Source organism: Paraglaciecola chathamensis S18K6 (genome assembly GCA_000314955.1).
Classification (GTDB): Bacteria; Pseudomonadota; Gammaproteobacteria; order Enterobacterales; family Alteromonadaceae; genus Paraglaciecola; species Paraglaciecola chathamensis.
In genome coordinates this window covers 17,447-38,307 of sequence record BAEM01000012.1, presented here as the reverse complement: position 1 = coordinate 38,307, position 20,861 = coordinate 17,447, and the positions used below count along the sequence as shown (strand labels likewise).

General features: G+C 43.9%; 12 protein-coding genes and 1 pseudogene. 6 read left to right on the top strand and 7 right to left on the bottom strand.

Annotated elements, in window-relative coordinates; genetic code table 11:
* Nucleotides 1-310: pseudogene (locus tag GCHA_RS23175) on the top strand (IS3 family transposase); the annotation flags it as partial.
* 132 nt (nt 311-442) lie between these two features.
* Here GCHA_RS23175 and aroE read toward each other — a convergent pair.
* Both aroE and fucP read right to left on the bottom strand, forming a co-directional pair.
* Nucleotides 443-1,300: a shikimate dehydrogenase gene (gene aroE / locus GCHA_RS04365; RefSeq protein WP_007985462.1), complete on the bottom strand. Its 858-nt coding sequence runs from the start codon at nt 1,298-1,300 to the stop codon at nt 443-445.
* Nucleotides 1,301-1,368: 68 nt separating this feature from the next.
* Nucleotides 1,369-2,649, bottom strand: a complete 1,281-nt coding sequence (gene fucP / locus GCHA_RS04360; RefSeq protein WP_039992069.1) for an L-fucose:H+ symporter permease — start codon at nt 2,647-2,649, stop codon at nt 1,369-1,371.
* A 214-nt stretch (nt 2,650-2,863) separates the two neighbouring features.
* Between fucP and GCHA_RS04355 the strand changes: the two genes are divergently transcribed.
* From GCHA_RS04355 to GCHA_RS22875, 4 genes are all read left to right on the top strand, one after another.
* Nucleotides 2,864-4,093 (top strand): ROK family transcriptional regulator, encoded by a 1,230-nt coding sequence (locus tag GCHA_RS04355; RefSeq protein WP_007985459.1) that lies wholly within the window; start codon nt 2,864-2,866, stop codon nt 4,091-4,093.
* Between the two features lie 360 nt (nt 4,094-4,453).
* Nucleotides 4,454-7,051 carry a TonB-dependent receptor gene (locus GCHA_RS04350; RefSeq protein ID WP_007985457.1) on the top strand — a complete coding sequence of 866 codons (2,598 nt, stop codon included), beginning with the start codon at nt 4,454-4,456 and terminating at the stop codon, nt 7,049-7,051.
* A gap of 202 nt (nt 7,052-7,253) precedes the next feature.
* Nucleotides 7,254-8,243, top strand: coding sequence for a carbohydrate kinase family protein (locus GCHA_RS04345; RefSeq protein ID WP_007985456.1), 990 nt, complete (start codon nt 7,254-7,256; stop codon nt 8,241-8,243).
* 1,185 nt (nt 8,244-9,428) lie between these two features.
* On the top strand, nt 9,429-9,683 hold the full coding sequence (locus tag GCHA_RS22875; protein ID WP_153810701.1) for a hypothetical protein: 255 nt from the start codon (nt 9,429-9,431) through the stop codon (nt 9,681-9,683).
* 69 nt (nt 9,684-9,752) lie between these two features.
* Here GCHA_RS22875 and GCHA_RS04335 read toward each other — a convergent pair whose 3' ends face one another.
* Nucleotides 9,753-13,190 carry a glycoside hydrolase family protein gene (locus GCHA_RS04335; protein WP_039992068.1) on the bottom strand — a complete coding sequence of 1,146 codons (3,438 nt, stop codon included), beginning with the start codon at nt 13,188-13,190 and terminating at the stop codon, nt 9,753-9,755.
* Between the two features lie 280 nt (nt 13,191-13,470).
* On the opposite strand from GCHA_RS04335, the gene GCHA_RS04330 reads away from it, so the two are divergent.
* Complete coding sequence (locus GCHA_RS04330; protein WP_007985453.1) at nt 13,471-14,463, top strand: LacI family DNA-binding transcriptional regulator; 993 nt, start codon at nt 13,471-13,473, stop codon at nt 14,461-14,463.
* Here the strand turns inward: GCHA_RS04330 and GCHA_RS04325 are convergent.
* From GCHA_RS04325 to GCHA_RS04310, 4 genes are all read right to left on the bottom strand, one after another.
* A complete protein-coding gene (locus tag GCHA_RS04325) occupies nt 14,441-15,673 on the bottom strand; it encodes an oligosaccharide MFS transporter (protein WP_039992066.1) in 1,233 nt (410 codons plus the stop codon). The two genes, GCHA_RS04330 and GCHA_RS04325, sit on opposite strands and share 23 nt — an antisense overlap.
* A gap of 25 nt (nt 15,674-15,698) precedes the next feature.
* Nucleotides 15,699-17,723, bottom strand: a complete 2,025-nt coding sequence (locus tag GCHA_RS04320) for a glycoside hydrolase family 32 protein (protein ID WP_007985451.1) — start codon at nt 17,721-17,723, stop codon at nt 15,699-15,701.
* A 63-nt stretch (nt 17,724-17,786) separates the two neighbouring features.
* A complete protein-coding gene (locus GCHA_RS04315; RefSeq protein ID WP_007985450.1) occupies nt 17,787-19,097 on the bottom strand; it encodes a sugar porter family MFS transporter in 1,311 nt (436 codons plus the stop codon).
* A gap of 41 nt (nt 19,098-19,138) precedes the next feature.
* Complete coding sequence (locus GCHA_RS04310; RefSeq protein WP_039992062.1) at nt 19,139-20,854, bottom strand: RagB/SusD family nutrient uptake outer membrane protein; 1,716 nt, start codon at nt 20,852-20,854, stop codon at nt 19,139-19,141.
* Nucleotides 20,855-20,861 lie beyond the last annotated feature (7 nt).

Genomic DNA, 20,861 nt, shown 5'->3' with positions numbered 1-20,861 from the left:
TATTCATCTTGTACATAGTGATCAAGGTAGCCAATATGCCAGCGACGACTATCTAGACTTCTTAAGTACACATAATCTGATACCCAGCATGGGTCGCAGAGGGCATTGTTTAGATAATGTGATTGCAGAAAGTCTTTTTCACTCACTTAAAACTGAGCGAGTGAAACGAAAAGTGTACCCAACCTGAAGTGAAGCCAAGGCAGATTTGTTTGATTACATAGAAGTGTTTTACAATCGAACTCGACTACACAGCCATCTTGGTCATGTATCTCCAGATGAATATGAGAATACATATTCACAGGCAAGTTAAGTGTCTACGAAACTGAGGGAAGAACACTTTTTGTTGATTTGCATTTGCCTATCCTTAACTCTGACTAGAGTATGTCGTGATAGGCAGTTACACAAAATTAATTACAGACTTAAAAAGCAGAACTCATCTTCATTATTTAATATGGCCCAAAACGTCATTCAAAGATTGTCGCATGAGCGAGGCATTACTATCCAATCCAGTCCAATATTTTATCCCCAACACACCTTGATTCACCAGCATAGTAAGTCCGTCTACAACAGAGCAATTACGTGCGATTGCTTCCTCAATTAAATGCGTTTTCGCAGGATTATGTATACCGTCTGCTACAACCATATTAGGCAACAGCGTATCTGGATTCATATTTAAACGATCGTTAATATTTGGGTACAAGCCGATGGAAGTGGCATTGATAACAATATCGATATCAGCAGGGATATCAATTGTTTGGTCCCAAGTTACAAGGTCGGCCGAACAATCTGTACCTGAGTTAAGTAAATTGACTAATACTTGCCCTCGTTCAACATTACGGTTGACCACTCGGATACTCCTCACACCAGCTAAAGCCAGTTCAACAGAAACCGCTCTTGCAGCACCACCTGCACCAAAAATCAAGACACGTTTATCTTTGGGTGAAACCACTTGTTTTACCCCTTCAACAAAGCCTTTCCCATCAGTGTTTTCTCCGATTAATAGTCCATCTTTTATTACTACGGTGTTAACGGCACCAATCAATTTAGCGGACTCGCCCAAACGGTCTAAGTGTTGAATCACCGAAACTTTGTGAGGTATAGAGCAATTGAAGCCGGCCCAGCCCATGGCCTTTGCGCCTAGCACAGCCATTTTCAAGTTGTCAGCATCAACTTCACAGTTAATATAAGTCCAATCAAGTCCTAGCTCTTGATAGGCTGCATTGACCATCACTACTGTAGGGTTTTCTGCAGCTGGTTTGGCAAACGAACCCGTTATTGGTTTTAGAAACTCTAAATTCATATGATATTGCCCCGAAGAAATTGTCCAACCTAAAGTGATAGAAAACTACAGTGCCCATTGATCTGGTATCAACCTAGTGAACGCACCTTCGAATTTAGATCAAATATGGCGTAAGCGAGCACAACAAGAAAACTACACCCAGGAACAAGGTAAGAGGTTGCTGCACTGTAATGATCAACAAACACCGCTTGAACAATAGGCATAATTGCTCCTCCTAAAATAGCCATGACTAAACCTGCGGCGCCCAACTTCGCATCAGCACCCAAGCCAAACAAAGCGATTGCGTATATCGTCGGAAACATTAATGATAAACAAGCTGAAATACCGATTAATGCATAGACCCCACTCGGCCCCGGGGCAACCACCATATATGCACACAATAATGCCGCAATCGAAGCCATTAAACCTAGTAAGACTGCGGGGCGAATAAACCCCATGAGCCAAGTCATTACGAAACGGGATATCAAAAATACGAGCATGCTATATTGTAGTATTTGCCCGCCACTGACTTCATTAACATCATTTGCCTCCATCACATACTGAATCGTATAAGTCCAAACACATGTTTGCGCGGCCACGTTAAAAAATTGTGCTACTACACCGAAACGATAATGTTTATTGCTGAACAATCTAGAAAAGGTAGCTTTAAAACAGAGCTCATCAACTTGCTTTACATTTACTTCTTGCTTAGGTGACTTAGTTAAGGCTATTGCAAACCAAATTAAAACAAGAACACAGGCAAATCCCACGTATGGAACCATGACCGCGTCAAGTTCAGCGCTAACGACTTGCTCTAACTGCTCAATACTCATTTTGCTTCGTTCATCAGCCGTTGCTTGATTGAGTTGCGGTAAGATGAGGGTTGCCGCAAGGAAAACACCTAGGCTGGTACCTAAAGGATTGAAAGATTGAGCAAAATTAAGGCGGCGAGTAGCACTTGCCTGACAGCCCATGCTCATCACATAAGGGTTAGCTGAGGTTTCTAATATTGATAGTCCTCCCGCCAGAATAAAAAGAGCCGACAGGAAGAATGTATATGTCATCGTTTGACTTGCAGGGTAGAACATAAAAGCGCCAATCGCTGCACAGCCTAAACCGCTCAACACTCCGGTCTTGTATGAAAAACGTTTGTTAATTAATGCTGCCGGTATAGCCAAACAGAAATAGGCTCCATAGTAGCAAAACTGCACCAAAGCGGATTGCACGGATGACATGGTAAATATTTTACTAAACACCTTTACCAGTGGGTCTGTCATATTTGCTGCGGTCCCCCAAGCAGCGAAACACAGTGTCAATAATATGAACGGAAATAACATCTCCCGAGAGACTAAAGGGGCTTTATTTTTCATCACAATCAAGCTGTTTGTTAATTTTTAGTTAATTTATTTAAACAGCAAAATTTAACACTGTCAATAAATCAACATTTATTATTTATTGTTCATATCTCCGTAACCATGGAATCTTTTAAGGTATAATACAATGTAGTCTTCACTGTCGCTTTATCTTAAAATATAAGGTGTAGTCAGAAAAATAAGTTACCTTAAATCAAAATTGATTGGATGGATGGCAAAAATTAAAACAAATTCAAATAGAAATTCAAATTCGGAGGGGCGTGGTCAATCAGGGTTAAGGGCTCGCAATGAAAGACGAATTCTGGCACTTATTCGCAAACATGGCAGCGCTCCAAAAGCTGAAATAGCACAGGAGCTAGGCTTATCTGCCCAAGCAGTCACGGTTATCATCAAAAGCTTAGAAAAAGAAAATTTATTACTTAGAAAAGAGCCGCAACGAGGCAGAGTTGGTCAACCCCTCGTTCCCTTTGCTTTAAATCCCGACGGCGCATTCGGAATAGGGCTGAAGGTCGATAGACGTAGTTTCGACTTGACTTTGATTGACTTTGTGGGGAATGTTAAAGCCAGTTTACATGAGAACTGTGATTATCCGAGCGTAACGAATTTACTGGCTTTTTTAAAACGTGGCGTGGAGATGTTAACTTTAAGCTTAAACCAAGAGTTAACCACCAGAATTACAGGCATAGGGGTCGCGACCCCATACGAAATATGGAATTGGGCGGAGGAGGCAGGCGCCCCTGCTGATGTACTTAACGAATGGAAAACTTTCGACTTCAGTGAAAGGCTTACTGATATAATCGATTTGCCTGTATATGTTTGTAACGATGATACAGCAGCATGCTCAGCAGAGCTAAGCTTCGGTAACCCCAATCGCTTTAGCAATTTCTTATACGTTTTTATCAGTACATTTATCGGTGGCGGTGTTGTATTAAATGGAGCCTTGCTAACAGGCACTCGCGGCAACGCAGGGGCAATAGGCTCGCTACCTCTACCGACACTCAATTCTCAAGGAAAGTTAGAATCTCAACAGTTGATAATGCATTCATCTCTCTACATATTAGAAAACATGCTAACAGAGGCTGGACGCGACACAGGTGGATTAACAAACTCGTCCGATTACTGGGGGGATTTGGGAGAAAGCTTGGAAATTTGGATAGATATGGTTGCAGAAGGATTGACGTATGCAACGCTGTGCTCATCAGCCATATTCGATTTTGAAGCAATTATTATTGACGGTGCGATACCAATCTCAGTGCGAGATAAAATTGTAAACGCGGTAGCCATAAAAGTTCAAGAATCTGATACGCGGGGCCTCTCCCACTGTCAAGTAGTGAGTGGCACCATTGGCAGTAAAGCGCAATCAATTGGATGTGCCAATTTACCGCTACTTGTTAACTTCACTCAAGACCTTCAGCAATTAGTGACTCCGCAGGCCCAATAACAACTTCGTGATTCACGGCTAGCTAATGAGACTACTCACTAGCTAGTATGAGTGCCCAACAGTCACCGGCTACTGGCGCCCCCATCCTCGATTCCACCATTACTCAATGATCACTAGTACATCTTAAATCGCCCTACTAATTTGGTTTCCAAGAAGAGCAAGTATCAATACTCGCTCATCATTGTGGCGGGCTTCACTGTTCATGCACGGAAAAACAATTAAATAACATTAGTTGATTTATTATTTTTCATGGTATACATTTTATTAACAATTTCGATGAAACTTTTCAAAACCACCTGCGAGTGGTCAGGTTGTAGACAGAGATTGACTAATACACACACATAAATTGGAGCGCGAACAATGAAGTTATTAACAAAATATACCGCAATAGCAGCCGCAGTAACCGCCACCGTTTCTCATTATGGTTGGGCACAAGAACAAGTAGAACAAAACGGACCGAGCAAAAATTTAGATTTTGAACAAATTATCGTCACTGGTACGTCGCGACCAAAAGAAAAGATAGAGTCAACCAACGCTATGACTACGTTTGGAGAGCAAAAGCTAGAACGATTAGCGCCCCATAGTGTTGGCGAGTTGGTTCGCAGTATTCCGGGTTTCCACGCTGAAGATACAGGTGGGGAGACAGGTAATAATGTTGCCCCGCGGGGGTTCCCGTTGTCGACACAAACTGAGTTTACCGCCTTACTCCGTGACGGCATGACAGTGTTTTACAATCAGGATATTTTATTCACGCAGAATGACCGTTTTACCCGTTTATCTAACTTCGTCAGCAATGTAGAGGCGATTCGTGGTGGTGCGTCTTCTATTTTTGTGGGGAGTGCTCCTGCTGGGTTTATTAACTTTTTATCCAGAGAAGGAGAAGAGGATACGAAAGGTGATGTTTTCTTTGAAACCAATAGCAATAATCGCTTAGGAGCTCAAGCATGGGTGAGTGGCTCTATAGATGAACAAACTGTCTACGCTCTAGGAGGTTGGTACCGTGAAGGGGATTCTGCACGCGACCCAGGATATACGGCTAACCAAGGTGGTGAAATTAACGCAAACATAAAGCACTTTTTCAAAGCCGGTGATGGTTTTACGCGTTTTGAGTTTAATAAACAAGACGACAAATCCTTCTTTTTCATACCTCAACCACTTACGGGAACTACGACAAACGCGCAAACCATACCCGGAGGTATGGACATTCGGGATGGTACGACAGGTAACTCAGCAGGGGCGAGGCTATTAAGCCTATCGAATACGCCTAGTGGGGATATTAATCTCGATGTTGCAGATGGTAACTACGCAGATGTGACATATATTGGTAACACCACAGAACTTGAACTCAATGACAACTGGCTTTTCAGAAACCAAATTCGCTACACCGATATGCTCACTACCTTTACCGGTATCATTAACGTTGGTAATGCTGAGTCGTTAGCGGATAAAGCACGAGCAATCTACGATGCAAACTCAACAGCATTAGAAGGGGCCATGGTGGATGGCAATCTGAAATACCAAATTAGGGATGCAGGAACTAACTTCGAATTGGCAAATAGCGAAAATGTAGGCTCTTTCAACACAAATGGTTACGGTATCAATGCAGGGTTTTGGCATCGTCGGTTTGAAGGGGATAACATCCAGAATGAATCGAAACTAACCTATACATTAGAAGAAGTAGGCGAAGGCTCACTTTATTCAACATTTGGTCTATTTGTTTCAAATATTAATGGCCAAGTTACAGACTATCGCATCAACACCTTACAATCTGTAGAACCACTCCCGCAGAGGTTGGATATTGCGTTTTTAGACCAGGATGGTAACGATATTGCGAGCGGAACCTATAAAGGCATCCAGGCCGGCTCCCACGGATTTGCAAACATCGTTTATAATGAAAAAACCTTTGCACCATACGCCGATTTTGAATATGAAATTAATGACTTAACCTTAAATGTCGGTGCCCGCTATGAAACCTTGAAAGCAAATGGGGAAGCTGAAAATGGGGCTGCCTATCAGATCAGTAGTTTCAGTAGTGATACAGATGCAGTAAATGGCAATATCATTTTGCCTTTTGGTAGCGGTACCTATCGCAACTTTGATATTGAATATAATGAGCTCGCTTGGACTGTCGCAGCCAATTATATCGTAAACAAAGACTTCGCTGTATTTACTCGATATGCCGATGGTTTCCGTATGCCAGACGTCGATAAGTACATGGCCATCACCAACTTAACCACTCAAGAAGAAATTGACCAATTCAATCGTTCTGAGCGTAGAGAAACTAAACCGGCGTCTACTGTTATGGCAGAAGTGGGTTTTAAATATAATTCAGGTGACGTTGCCGCGTTCGTTACTGGCTATTTTGCTGCAGCTGATGACTTGTTTTTCAATGTACCCACTGTAGAAAATGGCCAGGTTGTGCAACGCCAAGCTTTTAGAAACACGGAAACGCTGGGGCTAGAAGCGGAATTTAACCTACAACTAACAGAAGGTTGGAGAGCTGGCTTATCGGCAACTTATCAATCACCAGAATTTGTTAACACTCCGGCAGCGGAATTTATTAATACCAGCGGTGTTGTCGATAGTGTGGAGATAAATGGCAACATGCCAGTGCGTGTACCTAAACACTTCGGTCAATTGACCACAAGTTACGATTTTGAAGATTTTTCTTGGGGAATGGCTAGCGTGCACGCCAGTTATTCATGGAGTGGTAAACGTTATGCGGACGATGCTAATACAGCCGAATTGCCTATGTACGGAATGTTAAATGTCGGCTTGTCATTAGAGAATGAAGATGGCTACTACCTGCGCGCAGACGTCAAAAACTTGAATAATTCCGAAGGTCTATCCGAAGGTGACCCACGAGCTGGAGAAACAGTGGCGGGACAATCGAATACATTTAACGCTCGCGTGGTGTTGCCTAGAACATTTACCTTGACCGTCGGTAAACGATTCTAGGCTTATCATCTCGTTGTCTAAATTTTGACAACATTGCGAGTCTTAGCAAAACAAACCGACTGGGCCATAGCCCTGTCGGTCTTGTAAAAATAGTACCAGCAGATATCAGTAGCCAAACTCTGAACTTTACGCTTACCTCCTGATGATAGGTAAAACACATCCAGAGTTGAGTTTTCGATATATATTTTAGAGGTAAGTAAATATGAAAGTAGTAGCAATTGGCGAAGCATTGATTGATTTATTATCCAGTCAGTGTCTACAACATGGCTCATCATCTAATGAAGTTTTTACCAAGTTTGCAGGAGGAGCCCCTGCAAATGTGGCTGTGGCAGTAGCTAAACTAGGTGGAAAAAGCTACTTATTGGGTAAAGTAGGTAGAGACCAATTTGGTCACTTTTTAATTGACGCACTGAAACGGTATGGCGTTTCGACAGACTATGTGGGCTTTTCAGAAACAGGAAAAACAGCTTTAGCATTTATTAATTTGGATAAAAATGGGGAGCGCGCATTCGAATTTTACGACGACAACGCAGCTCACAATGACATTCAATTTTCAGACTTTCTTGCCGTATTTTCAGAACAACCCAAAGTGATCAGTTTGTGCTCCGCTATGCTCGCTAATCCAGAACTACACAAATGTTCTATGGATGCCATATACAGATTTAATCAAGAGGGCTCTATAATATGCTTAGACATCAATTATCGCCCAGCATTTTGGAAAGCTTCAGATAGTGCCGCGGATATCATTTCAGACGCAGCAGAACAGGTAGACATTGTAAAGGCTAGTCGAGAGGAATTGATTACTCTTTTCGGCATAGAGCAAATTGAAGCTGTAGTGAAGCAGTGGATCAATAAAGGTGTCTCGTTAGTTATGATAACAGATGGTGGAAATGCAGTGTCATTCACCACTGCTAATTTTAATGGGATCTATCCTGCACCAAAAACTAATGCAGTAGACACTACCGCTGCCGGAGACGCTTTTGTCGGAGGATTTTTGTATCGCTTGGCTCAAGAGAACTCGTCTACTAGCACTTTTTTTGAATGGGTAGCTAACTTTGAATACGTTTTAAAAGCCATTAATTTTGCCACGAAATGCGGCGCCCACACCATAACCCAGTTCGGTGCATTTGATTCGCTGCCGTATCATACCGACATTGAAGGAAAAAATGTGCATCGTGAACCTGTTCAGTGAGAGTACTCTACCGCCCCCAACAAGCAAGGCTCAGCAAAAAAGAAGCCAACCTAGTTGCCTCTCAGAACTAGTTAATCGCTACGTAAACCAACACGCAACTATAATAGCGACCTTGTCTATTGATGCAATTAGCATGATTTATTTCTAAATTAACCTAATTAAAATGCACAGCGAATGAATTAACGCCATAAGGAACCTGAGACTTGGCGATTAAACTGCTGCAAACGATATATGTATTTGTTCTATGCCCGCTTATTTCCCCCCTACAAATGCAAACGCAGGACCTGCGCCCCTAAACTCAACTACATTACTATTTTCTTCTTTTTACTCATGCTCTACTCCAATTCTTAGATCTTTCTACAAATAGTTACGCAACATCAGTACGATAACAAATATGGGAACAGGTACGACGTTTGCCTTTCAGTTCTTTCGCCGAAAAAGTGTAGGTTAAACGTTATGAATGCCCTGTTTATTGAAAACAAGCTCATTTCGCTCGTAAGCTATAAAATACATATAACGAAGCAAAAACAGTCACTGCCTGTGTAAAAAGCTTGCTCGGCAGAAACTTAGCGGACTCCAAGAGTATAGGACGAAGGCTTAATACAAAAATGTTTGAGAAACATCGTATTAAGCGTGCTGAGAGTTTGCTTCCCCCCTCTCCAGCTAAGCGAAGCACCGTTTATCTATGTGGCCCTCTGTTAAGACTTTTACGCTAACACCACACGCCTGACATCTCTATATATTGTTCAGATTTGGACGACCATAAAAAGCACTTTCGCTTGCTCGCGACGATATAGTTAAAAAGGCGACCCAACACACTCTATCAGGCAGCTCATTGTAACATGTCGAAAGAAAAACCTGCCACACATAAGGCATTCTTAAAGACCTTAGATTCCATACTGCCCGTCCACTGTCCCTCCATTATCGTCACTGATGCAGAGTATAAATCACAATGGGTCAGGAAAGTCATGGCGTTATGGTGGGACATCGTTGGCCGTATTCGAAAGCCGCATTTATAATCGCAAAACAAAGGAAATTCATGACTATTTATTCGCCACCTATACGCGAAGGTAACCTATCGGCCTAAGCGTTTTGATAATTGCCAGATACTAAGAAGTAACCCCATTGCCAGTACGCTTATTCTGTTAAAACAAAAAACCTCAGGGCGTCATGCCAGCAACTCGGATGGAACACGAAAGGCCTCCAAACGCTCAAAAATCCATGCAAAAGGGGCTAATGGTGCTGCTGGCAACATTAGCTTCTCTTGTGGCTATACTGCTTGGCATGGTGCTCGTTACCGCGAATAAGCACACCAAGCTAAAACCGAGACTAAAAGCGCGTTATCGTTCCACTACCTTTGGCTTAGAGCCATTATATGCCGGATACGGTTTACCATGCGACAGTGGAAAGCTGCACTCAAGTGGTACAGCTCCTCAATAGACCGAGCCTAGGCTAGAAGTACATGAAATTACATTCGTGAGGATACCTCAGACTCTGCCCTATTTGGCCTTAATGTCGAATAAATCTTTGAAGTTCAACAACTGATACAGGCACGTCTCGTGCGTAAATACCCACTGGGCGATGATTTAGGTCATAGAGCCTGAAACTGAGTGCTCTAAATTCGTTTATATACAAAGTCCCTATACCTGCCTCAGGGTCTAACCAAACATCTAGCTTTACCCCTTCAGATAGATTCATTGGTACAGCCACTTGTGCATCTAAATTACCAGCGTCCACGTCTTCTCCCTCACTAACAGCTGGTAAGTCAGCTGCTCTAAATTGATCAGCAAGCAAGTAAGGCAATGCGGAATCCGAACCGTCATCAGGGTGCTGATCAATAAACCTTATCACCGCAGTTTGTCCTATAAGCTCACTGACATCCCATGTAACCCAATCCATGACAAACTTATCGTCAGCGGATTTTTCAGCATTTCTACCAGATTGGCTTCTCACAACTTCACCATTTACCACCAACACTACTGCTGTCGCATTAGCACTGTCGAAAGGATTCGACCCACCTCCAATGAGAAAATTAATATAGGGTTTGCTAATTTCAAATGAAGGGCTATCAGCGGATCCCGTGGCGTTATAACCAATCCAGCCAAGGGATGTGCCGTCTTCATCAAATCCATCTCCAAAACTGGAGAACACGCGTTCGCCAACATTGTTAGCAATATCGCCGCCCCACCAGCCTCCATCTAGCTTCAAAAAATCGTCGCTTACGTTCGTGAACTCATGTGCAGTAAGGGTGTTGTATTGCGCACAACAAAATTCGAAACCCGATACATTCTGTTCAAGTTCATTCTCGCGAGAGAAAAGCGGCTCGCCCGCTAGCACAGGTGTGGGCGTGACGCTTGCGCCGCCGGTGGGTGGGGTATCACCGAAGTAAAAAGAGGCTTGATTGCTATTGGTATCCAGTTCAAGCCTCGCGACCTGTTCTCCTTCAACCTCGGTAGGAAAGTAGATACCAAATCTGCCTGTCGCGTTTTCACTGGTAACTGACAGCGATAGGCGATTTTTGTCGCCGCGCTTTTCCAGTGTAATAGCAGAAGATGCCATCATAGTAATAGGCGACTCGCCAGAAACTGAACCCTGTTGGCTTTGAAAGGTAGTAGCAACAGCGCTAGCAAATTCGGTTTTATACTTCTGCGGAATGTGCACAGCCAACTCTCCCGATGTTGTGGTATCGAGTTGGTGAATGGCCAGATCGCCACCAAAGGTCCCTACACCAGCATTGGTTCTGCCTATCTTATGCGGCACCCATCCAAATAATAACGTTGACTCTTCTGAAGCGGCTGTGCGTCCAGCATAATAAAATTTGCCATCAAGGGAAGTGAAGTTTGCCAGTTGCCAACCCTCGCCGTTTTGTCGAAGATACTTAATATCCCGTTCTCCGTCATTTTGATCGGAAAATAGCATGTATTGCACTTCACCAAAATCTATCCAATCCGGCACTTCTAAATTAAGAGGAGCATCCATAACAAAGAGAGGTTCTTGAGGTAACCAGGTGGTAAGATTTTCAGAAACATAAAGCCCTATTGCAGCTTGACCGTTGTAGCGGGTAGTAATCAACATCCGATAATTATTGGTTTCTTTATTCCAAAATACTTTAGGATCTCGAAAATCAAAGTCGCTATAGCCATTGCTTCCAGTAAACGTATCTTCAGGTATTTTAGTAAATTCAGTTAGCGTGCTGTCTGTGGCGGTAGCATGCATTACCGCTTCAACAGGGTTAAAGTCCGCATTATGACCGGTAAAGAAGATATGTGTCTGGCCTTGTGCATCCTCTATGACGCTTCCTGAGCCGGTCCATTGGTCTTGTGTATTCGTATCACCGGTGGCTTCAAGAACTCTTTGTGGGAAGCTCCCCCTTTGCAGGTCACTGGTTTTGGTGAGATACCAGTCGTGGAACGCCGTATCAATTAAGTAATAAAGATAAAACTCGCCATCATGATAATAGGGGTTCGGATCTGCCATTACTAAAGGCAAAGGAATATCATGGCCATCAGGCACACTCACCACATCAGCGTTATTGGGCGTGGCAGCCGGATGCTCTGCTGAGCGAATTTCATCAAGCATAATAAAGCCAAGTCCATTCTCTTGCCCCCCCTCGTGATAGTCGATAACTTCCAACACTGCGGTTTTTCCCTTTAATGCACTTACATCCCATGTGTGCCAATCTAGCTGTGACTCTTCTCCATTTCCCACGGCATGACGAACAACTTTGCCATTTACGCGTAATACCACCGCCGTAGCATTATCTGACGTAAAATCTTGAGTACCACCGCCCACCAAAAAGTTTAAAAAGTTGTGGCTAAGGGTAAAAGGGGGAGAACTTAACGTTCCTGTCGCCTCGTCGCCAGTCCAACCCAGCGACGTGCCATCTGCACTAAAACCGTCGCCACGACTTGTGAAAATTCGGTCACCTTGGTGATTGCTTATATCTGCAGCCCACCAGCCGCCGTCGAGCTTATCTAAATCACCTGTAGCTCTAAAGTCGTGGTTGGCATAGGTATTAAATTGTCCGCAACAAAACTCAAACCCAGCAATATGTTGTTCCTGGTCAGAAACACGAGTAAAAGCAGGTATGCCATCCGTTTCTGGTTCAATTGACGCACTTGCTATTATCTGCAAGTGACTAGTTTCTTCAGGCATTGCAGCAGCTTCGCCTGCATGCCGTATCTCGTCGACAAGTAAGTAAGGCAGAGCAGTATCAGAGTTATCTTCCGGATGATTGTCGATGAAGCGAATTTTTGCTGTCATTCCAGCATAATTAGCGACGTCCCAAGTTATCCACCGCATGCTCATCGCAGTGTCATCACCGCTGGCCTGCAATACGACTTCATCATCAACAACCAATACCAATGCTGTCGTATTTGGCTCTGTAAAGCCGTTGCTTCCCCCACCAATGAGAAAGTTGATATAACGTTCTGTTATTTCAAAAGAAGGGCTGTCCATCATACCAACAGCGCTAAACCCTACCCAACCTAAGCTTTCATCTTCATTGTCAAAGCCATCCCCTAAGCTAGAAAACACTCGCTCTCCTACTACGCCCGCAACATCTGCGCCCCACCATCCACCATCAAGCTTGGCAAAATCCCCTGTGACGTCTTCAAAACCGTGCTCTGCGTAGGTGTTGTATTGGCCACAACAAAACTCGAACCCAGATAAAGTCTGATCACTATTTTCAGGGTTATTAAACAGAGGAAAGCCTGCACTTTCAGGGTTTTCTGTCAGAGTAATATCTTCTTCTTGCTCTTCATCGACGGGCTCGCTGCCCTCTCCAATAACATCAGAAGGACTTTGCCCCTCTTGCAAAACAATCAATTCTGCTTCTATTTTATTTTTGTGTGTATCATCGTCTGAGCACGCCATAAGGGAGGCGCTCACCAATAAAAAGATGACCGAAAGCCGTCCCCGTAGAGGAGATGGATGTGAAGTGTTCATAGTTATCCTCCATAGCATCTAAATGCGCTATGTTGTAATTTTTTAATTGAGTATGCCGAAAAAACACGACCAGTTTTCGACACGCTTTACTGGGGAACTCAAATTAAACAACGTTGTCTTTTATTGAGATTAAAGTTATACGAACAAAAATACAACATTTATTTTACACTTTTGATATGAAAGTAATTATCGCGTACTCGGACGGGCTTATGGCAAAATTTGGTAAAAGTGTGTAGCTTTAGGCAATTAAATGAAGTAGGTAAATCAGGAATCATATGGAATGGTTACAATAAAGGACGTGGCTGCGCACGCGGGTGTGGCGTTTAAAACTGTATCAAGGGTTGTGAACAATGACCCTACCGTCAAGCCTAAAAACAGAGAAAAGGTACTTAAAGCCATTGAGGAGCTTGGCTACCGCCCAAACCGAGCAGCCCAAATGACACGACGCAAAAAGTCTGGCGTAATTGGATTTATCGCCGACGAACTATTGCGTGTACCTTATACTTTTGACCTTATTCGAGGCGCGCAGGATCTCGCTTGGAAACACGATAAAGAATTGATGGTGCTGAACGTAAACGTCAATAAATACAGTGTAGAAGGCGCAGTCAATCATCTTTTTGAGCATCGCGTTGAAGGTATAATTTATGCGGCTATGTATCATCGTGAAGTTTCTCTTCCCTTGCAATTCAAAGAAGTACCGACAGTGTTAGCAAACTGTTATGACAGCTATGGTAGGTATCCTTCTATTGTTCCCGACGAAAAAGAGGCAGCCCGAGAAATCACGGCAAGTCTTATAGGCAAAGGCTATAAGCGTATTGCATTCTTAAACCTGAATGAGAATATCATTGCTGCAAAACTGCGCAAAGAAGGCGTAGAACAAGCCTTTATCAACGCCAATATAAACCTTGATAACCTCTTAGTAGAATCCGTTATTTTCGGAGAAGAGAATAATGAACGTTCTGTCACCCGCAGTAGGGCAGAAGATATTATTAAGAACTTTAAGCCCGATGCAATACTCTGTGGCCAAGATCCTATGGCTGTTGAGGTTTATTTTGTCGTTCAGGCGTTAGGATTAAAAGTAGGTAAAGATATCGGCGTCGGCAGTTTCGATGACTGGGATATCATTCCTACCCTATTACAACCAGAGTTAACAACCATGGCACTCCCCCACTACGAAATGGGCCAATGGGCATTCAACTGCTTACTTGAGGAGCGCACCGAGCCGGTGAAAGAAACTGCACGGTTTACCCTTAATAGCCGCCAGTCATTCTAGCTGCTACATCATTTTTCGGTTTGTTGTTTTCTAATATCCAAAACGAAAAGATGAGATTAACCGTCACTACTGTGCCAAGCAGTAAATAAGTGTCGGCAAATCCAAGATCATCGTAAAGTTCACCAACAACTGACGATAACAGTGTGGTAACAACTTGGGTAAATACATGAAACCCAATAAGGTAAATCGTTGCAGAGAGCCGAGTATCAAAGTTAACCGCAATGTATTTAAAAATCGCCACTAGCAAAATAGGCAATTCTAGGGCATGAAGTAATTTGACCAACGAAATAGAAACAGGGTCTGCAACAACGCCCGAAGCCAGCATACGAAGGGCCATGATCGCACCGCTTAGCAACAGCCCATTCTTTGGCCCTATTTTGTTAACGATAAACGGAGCGATAAACATCATTCCAGCTTCGATGAACACCTGCAATGAATTTAAGTACCCATAAAACCTATTCCCTTCTTCAGGGGTTGGAAAAAGCGAAGAAAAATAAATAGGAAACTGCTGATCATATATTTGATAGAGACAAGAAACCCCCATCACGTAGAGGCTTAAACGCCAAAATCGGCTCTGACTAAAGAGCGAAAGCACATCGCTCACTCCCACTTTTTTCTTTTTCGTGCGTGGCGTTTTCGTAGACGCTGGCAGCCAGAATAGGCAGAGAATGAAGCCGACTCCCGTGGCACTCGCTAAAACAAAGTTAAGCTTAGGATTAATGTTAAATATTACACCAGCCACAAAAGTAGCACATGCCCAGCCCAGCGAGCCCCACAGCCTCGCCTTGCCAAATTCGACATCATGTTGACGACCCAGACGCTCTATATAAGCCTCAAGTGTGCCTACTGCAGCACCAAAGGTGAGCGCACTATATAGTGCGCCGACGATAGCGCCCACTATGAAGAAAGACGTTAACAGGGGTTGGTAAATCAGAATAAAGAAAGGGCCTACACCAGCCATTAATAGTCCCAACATAAATAACAGCTGTTTGCCCGTTCCCAACCGGTCCTGCAAAATACCGTAAACGGGCATTATTATCAGAGCTGCTAACGCATTGGTGGCGAATACTACACCTGTTTCTTTTCCGGTTAACGCCAGGGCTTGGTTTAACCATAGAGGAAACAACGAGTAACAAAACGACCAGGTCAGAAAGAACGAAAAAAATGTTATCGCTGATGACCAATACGCCGAATTTAGCTGACACTTCATAATAATCCCCTAAGCCTAAATGACGCTATTTAGCCGACCATATAGATCCTAATCGCTCTACAGAAACCTGGTTTAGAGGTTGGCTATCGGTCTTGACGCTCATCGTGTCGTACACTGACGCCGGAAATATTAACGATGTCATGACGGTGGTACCATCATCGATAAATAACTCGAGTGAAGACCTGTCAATCACAATCGAAACCGAGTATTGCGTATTAATCGTCGTTAATGGGCCCTCTTGTACGCTGCTAAACTGCTCATTAAAGCCAGCCTTTCCTGACTGGCTGCGATCTAAGGAAACCACCGACCTTTTGTGATCAATTTCAATATCTACGAACTCTCCTTGATCATTTTCAAAACCCACTAACACAGGTGATGCCAGTTCAGCGTCAACCTTAAAAGAATAACGTAAAGCTGACATTCTTCCTGAGCTATCCAGCGAGGATAAGCTTATAGTTTCACCTGGCGCCAGTGACGTGGCTTGCTCAGTGGCTTCCACAAGTGAATCAAGTTCTTCGACTAATTGGCTTTGCACTCGCAGCCCTTTTGGGGTGTTTAATAACTTTAACGCTCTCGGTAACGTCATGGCACTACGCCATTTATTTGTCGGTACCTCGTTGGCGTATAACCAATTACTCATCCACCCCATGAAAACATGCCGGCTTTCATTACTGTTAGGTGTATTGAAGAACGTCACGCCCGCATAATTATCGGTTCCGTGATCTAGCCAAATGGCGGGCTCTAATCGATTTTCGGCAGGCTCGTTAGCAAACACAATATCATCAATATAGGTATGCCCCCAGCTTGCTGCCTCTTTATCGATAATTCTCAACAACGCAGGTTCACCCATCCATTCACTGACATCCCAACTTGCATGATGAAGTGTTTCACGATTAAGCCCAGTTTCCGACTTAACTACTTCGCCATCGACAATAAGTTGAATCCCCACTTTGTCGGGGTGATGGCCGCCGCCAATTCTGAAGTTTATAAACTTCTCTGTAATCGTAAATAACTGAGAAGTCAGTGAACCGGTGGCACGGTCTTCATCAGCAAAGCTATTGATTAAACTGACACCTGTATACCCTGTAGGTGGAGGCTGGTTAGCATGACCGCCATTGGTTGGCGCAGAAGAAAAAGCGCTGCCTTCGGCACGCCACTGATTCACACCATTTTCAAAATCATCAAATACCTTACCGGTAGGAAATTTTGCTACCGTAGGCGCAAGTTCCGTTTCCCAGTCGGCGTCCAATACAAAGGTTTTACCGTCAAAATCTCCAACAAAATATTGTGTTGCCGAGCCACCATTCGGGCCGCCAGGCGAGATACTCACCAGCAGTACATAGCGAGACTCATTGGTCCCTTCAACTGGCATAAGTAATAATTCTGGGCACTCCCACACGCCGCCATGACTGCCTATCTCTTCACCAAATGTACTCTCTAAAGACCAATCAATAAGGTTATCGGAACTATAAAAACCAATATGATCTTTTTGTGCTAGCGCCATCACCCACTTTTGTGTGGGTTCGTGCCACATGACTTTAGGGTCGCGAAAGTCTTTAATACCAGGATTTTCAATCACCGGGTTACCTGTATATTTTTGCCAGGTTTGACCTTTGTCCAAACTATACGCCAATGCTTGGGTCTGATAGTCGATGCGGCCCTGCTTTTCCATTTCTGCATTGTGATAGGTATACAGCGCGACTATGGGAGGGTTGTTATCACTTCCCAGCCCACTAGAGTTATTCCAATCTACCACGGCACTTCCTGAGAATATTGTACCCTGCTCATCTGGGTAAAGTGCGATTGGGCGCTCTTCCCAATGCACTAGGTCCTTGCTGACGGCATGCCCCCAGTGCATAGGCCCCCACACTGACGCGTCTGGGTTATATTGAAAAAATAAATGATACTCACCGTCCAAGTAGAACATGCCGTTGGGATCATTCATCCATTTTTCATTAGGGGAAAAATGAATTTGCGGGCGATAATCTTCGTTACGATCTGCCTTGACAGCAGAGGTCGGACTAACGGGGAGTGGACTAGTTTGATTCATGGAACATCCAACAAGAGCTGTAGAAATAATAAGACTTAACACTGACTTCATAAAAAAGTGCCTCTATTTTGATAACGCTGCGGAAACATCTTCGAGGGTTCTCCCTTTCGTCTCTGGCATCAAAAAGCGAACGAAAAGTAGTTGTAAGAACATAGCAAAGGTGAAGAACCCGAAGACCTGGGGAGCGGAGAAACTGGCCAAGACTTGTGGCATTATTAAAGTAATTAATGCAGCAAAAACCCAATGGGTGCCGCTTCCTAAAGATTGGCCTTTTGAGCGCACTGAATTAGGGAAAATTTCTGCGATGAAAACCCAAATAACAGCTCCTTGACCAATGGCATGTGCCGCGATGAAGACAAACACGGCACCCACGACTACTGTACCTCCCATTTGGCTACTAAAGGCCCAAGTCACTGTGGCGAGTGAGAGCAAATAACCGAATGAGCCTATATACATCAGTGATTTACGGCCTATACGATCAATCAAGCTGACACCAAGCATAGTAAAGATTAGATTAACAAGCCCAACCCCTGCCGTAGAAAGTAGCGCTGCACTGCCGTCCAGCCCAGCCATGTCGAACACGCGCGGTGCATAGTAGATAATAAAATTAATACCTGAGAGTTGATTAAAGGCCGCAAGTAAAAATGCCAATACCACTGGAAAACGGTATTCTGGTTTAAATAATGACTCTTTACTTTGGCTGCTGCTATCACGCTTAACAGCATTAATCGTTTGCTCAATATCTTCACTTTGCAACTCGATAAACACCCGCCTTGCTTCTGTTTCATCGTTGCGGTGTAAAAGCAACCAACGCGGGCTTTCCGGTGCCTTAAGCACCATCAAAAAGTAAACCAAAGCAGGTAACGCTTCTACGCCTAGCATCATGCGCCAGTCTTCAACAATGACGCCAGATAGTAGATAATTGGAAAGGAACGCGACCAATATGCCAAATACAATTTGAAATTGGTAAGTTGCTACCAAACGACCTCTTATTTTCGCCGGCGCTATCTCTGAAATATAAGCAGGTACAGCGATGGAGGACACCCCTACTCCTACACCTCCAATAAACCTTAAAATGGCAAACGTATAAGGGTCTTGAGCCAACGCTGAGCCTAGCGCAGAAAGTAAATAAAGCACGCCAATAAGCACTAGCGTTTTTTTGCGGCCCAAGCGGTCACAAGGCCAATTCCCCGTTAACGCGCCTAATACTGTTCCCCACAGCGCTGAAGACATAACAAAGAGGCCGTGAAAGAGCGGTGGCGTCTCCCACAATGCCTGAATGGACTGGTCGGCCCCAGAAATCACCGCTGTATCAAAACCGAACAGGAACCCGGCGATAGCAACAGTGAAAGACCAATAAACTATTTTATTCATGATGTGTAACTTACCTCTTGGACACTCTAGAAACGCCGGGCTTAGTAGCCCGGGTTCTGTACATAGATACCGCCGCTCAAATTAATCTGTTGATTAGGAATAGGCAGGTATTCGTGTTTATTTTTAGTAAATGCAGCATCTTCTAGATAAGGCTTTCTGCCGCGCTCGGTTGTGAGGTACTCATCAATGGTTTCTTTTGCCACGCCCCATCGAACTAAGTCGAAGAAGCGATGCCCCTCTAAACCTAATTCAACCCGTCGTTCCCAGCGCAATGCTTGGCGAGCTTCAGTTTTATTAGCAAAAGTGTCGTAGGTACCAATACGGTACATACTCGCCTCATTAAGTCTGCCAGTACTTGCCGCGGCACGCGCTCTTAGGCGATTAATGGTAGGTGTTGCTTCTTCCCAGCGATCAAGTTCAATAAGCGCTTCAGCTTTCCACAGCAATACATCGGCATAGCGAACAAGCACTGTGTTTAATGAGAAAATAGGGAAAGGCCCATTTTCACCTCGACAATCACAGTCAGGGTGTTCTAAGTCTTTCATACCTGTGTAGTTGCCATATATTCCAGGTGCTCGCGCCCAACTATCGCCACCATGAATAAGCTCAGGGTCATACTTAAAAGGCTTTCCTTCCATGGCTACGGTATGGTCAAGTCGAGGGTCAACAAGGTCATTTGCTACGTTATACACACTCTCGTTAAAGTTGGAGAAACGGGGCAGCCCTGAATTGTCTGTCTTAAACGCATTAACAAAATTTTCAGTGGGGACATGAAAACCGCAGCAACCAAATCCTCCTGACATTGGAGCATTTAATGCACTGGACCATGTACCTCTCCCATCTGGACTGCCATCATTTAATGAACGTTGGATTGCAAAAACAGACTCTCGGCCATTCTCGAATTCAGCTAGAAAATTTTCAGCATAATCATCATAGAGACCATACTCTCCGCTAGCCTCAATTTCATCAACCAAACTCACTACTTCTTCCAGTTTCTGTTGATTGATATTAACGACATTATGTAACTCATCTTGCTCGTACGCTTGGTATAGCAAAGTCTTCGCTAAATAGGCTTTTGCAGAAAGCGACGATGCACGTCCAACGTCTTGTTGAACAGCGGGAAGGTTATTAGAAGCGAAGCGAAAATCCGCCGCTATCTTATCCCATAACTGCTGATCAGTAAGGTCACGGTTGGTGGTAGCTAATATCTCTTCCTGTGTCATCGTCTCATCAATCCACGGAATATGCTTATGATGAATTTTCAGGTCGAAATAAAAAACAGCTCTGAGAAAGCGTAACTCTGCAGACTTTTCGTCAGCAGTGGCAAGCTCGTCAGCGGGCGTATCTTGAATAACATTAAGTGCCGAATTAGCCCTTGAAATACCAGTGTAGTTTCGTGTCCACTTTTTGTTATTCAGGTCAATCAAATCCGGTGGAAAAGACTCCATGTCAGGCACGAGTGGCTCATACATGGATAATGCATGATAGGCAAAAATGTCTGACGGACCGTTACCGCCTTTATGCGCGTCTCCTGCACGCAGGTTCCCCGTGGGCCAAAGATAATTAGGCGCGGTGTAGTGGTCGTTTCCAAGGTATGAATAGGTAGCGATGACCAAAGCGTCAATATTTTCAGTGGTTGCCACTTGATCTTCTGTCAAAACAGCTTGAGGTTCACTGTCCAACTCTCCACTGCCACCGCAGGAAGCAACCGACAGAGCCACAAGACTACTAGTTAAAAATTTGCTTATACGATTCATGATATTA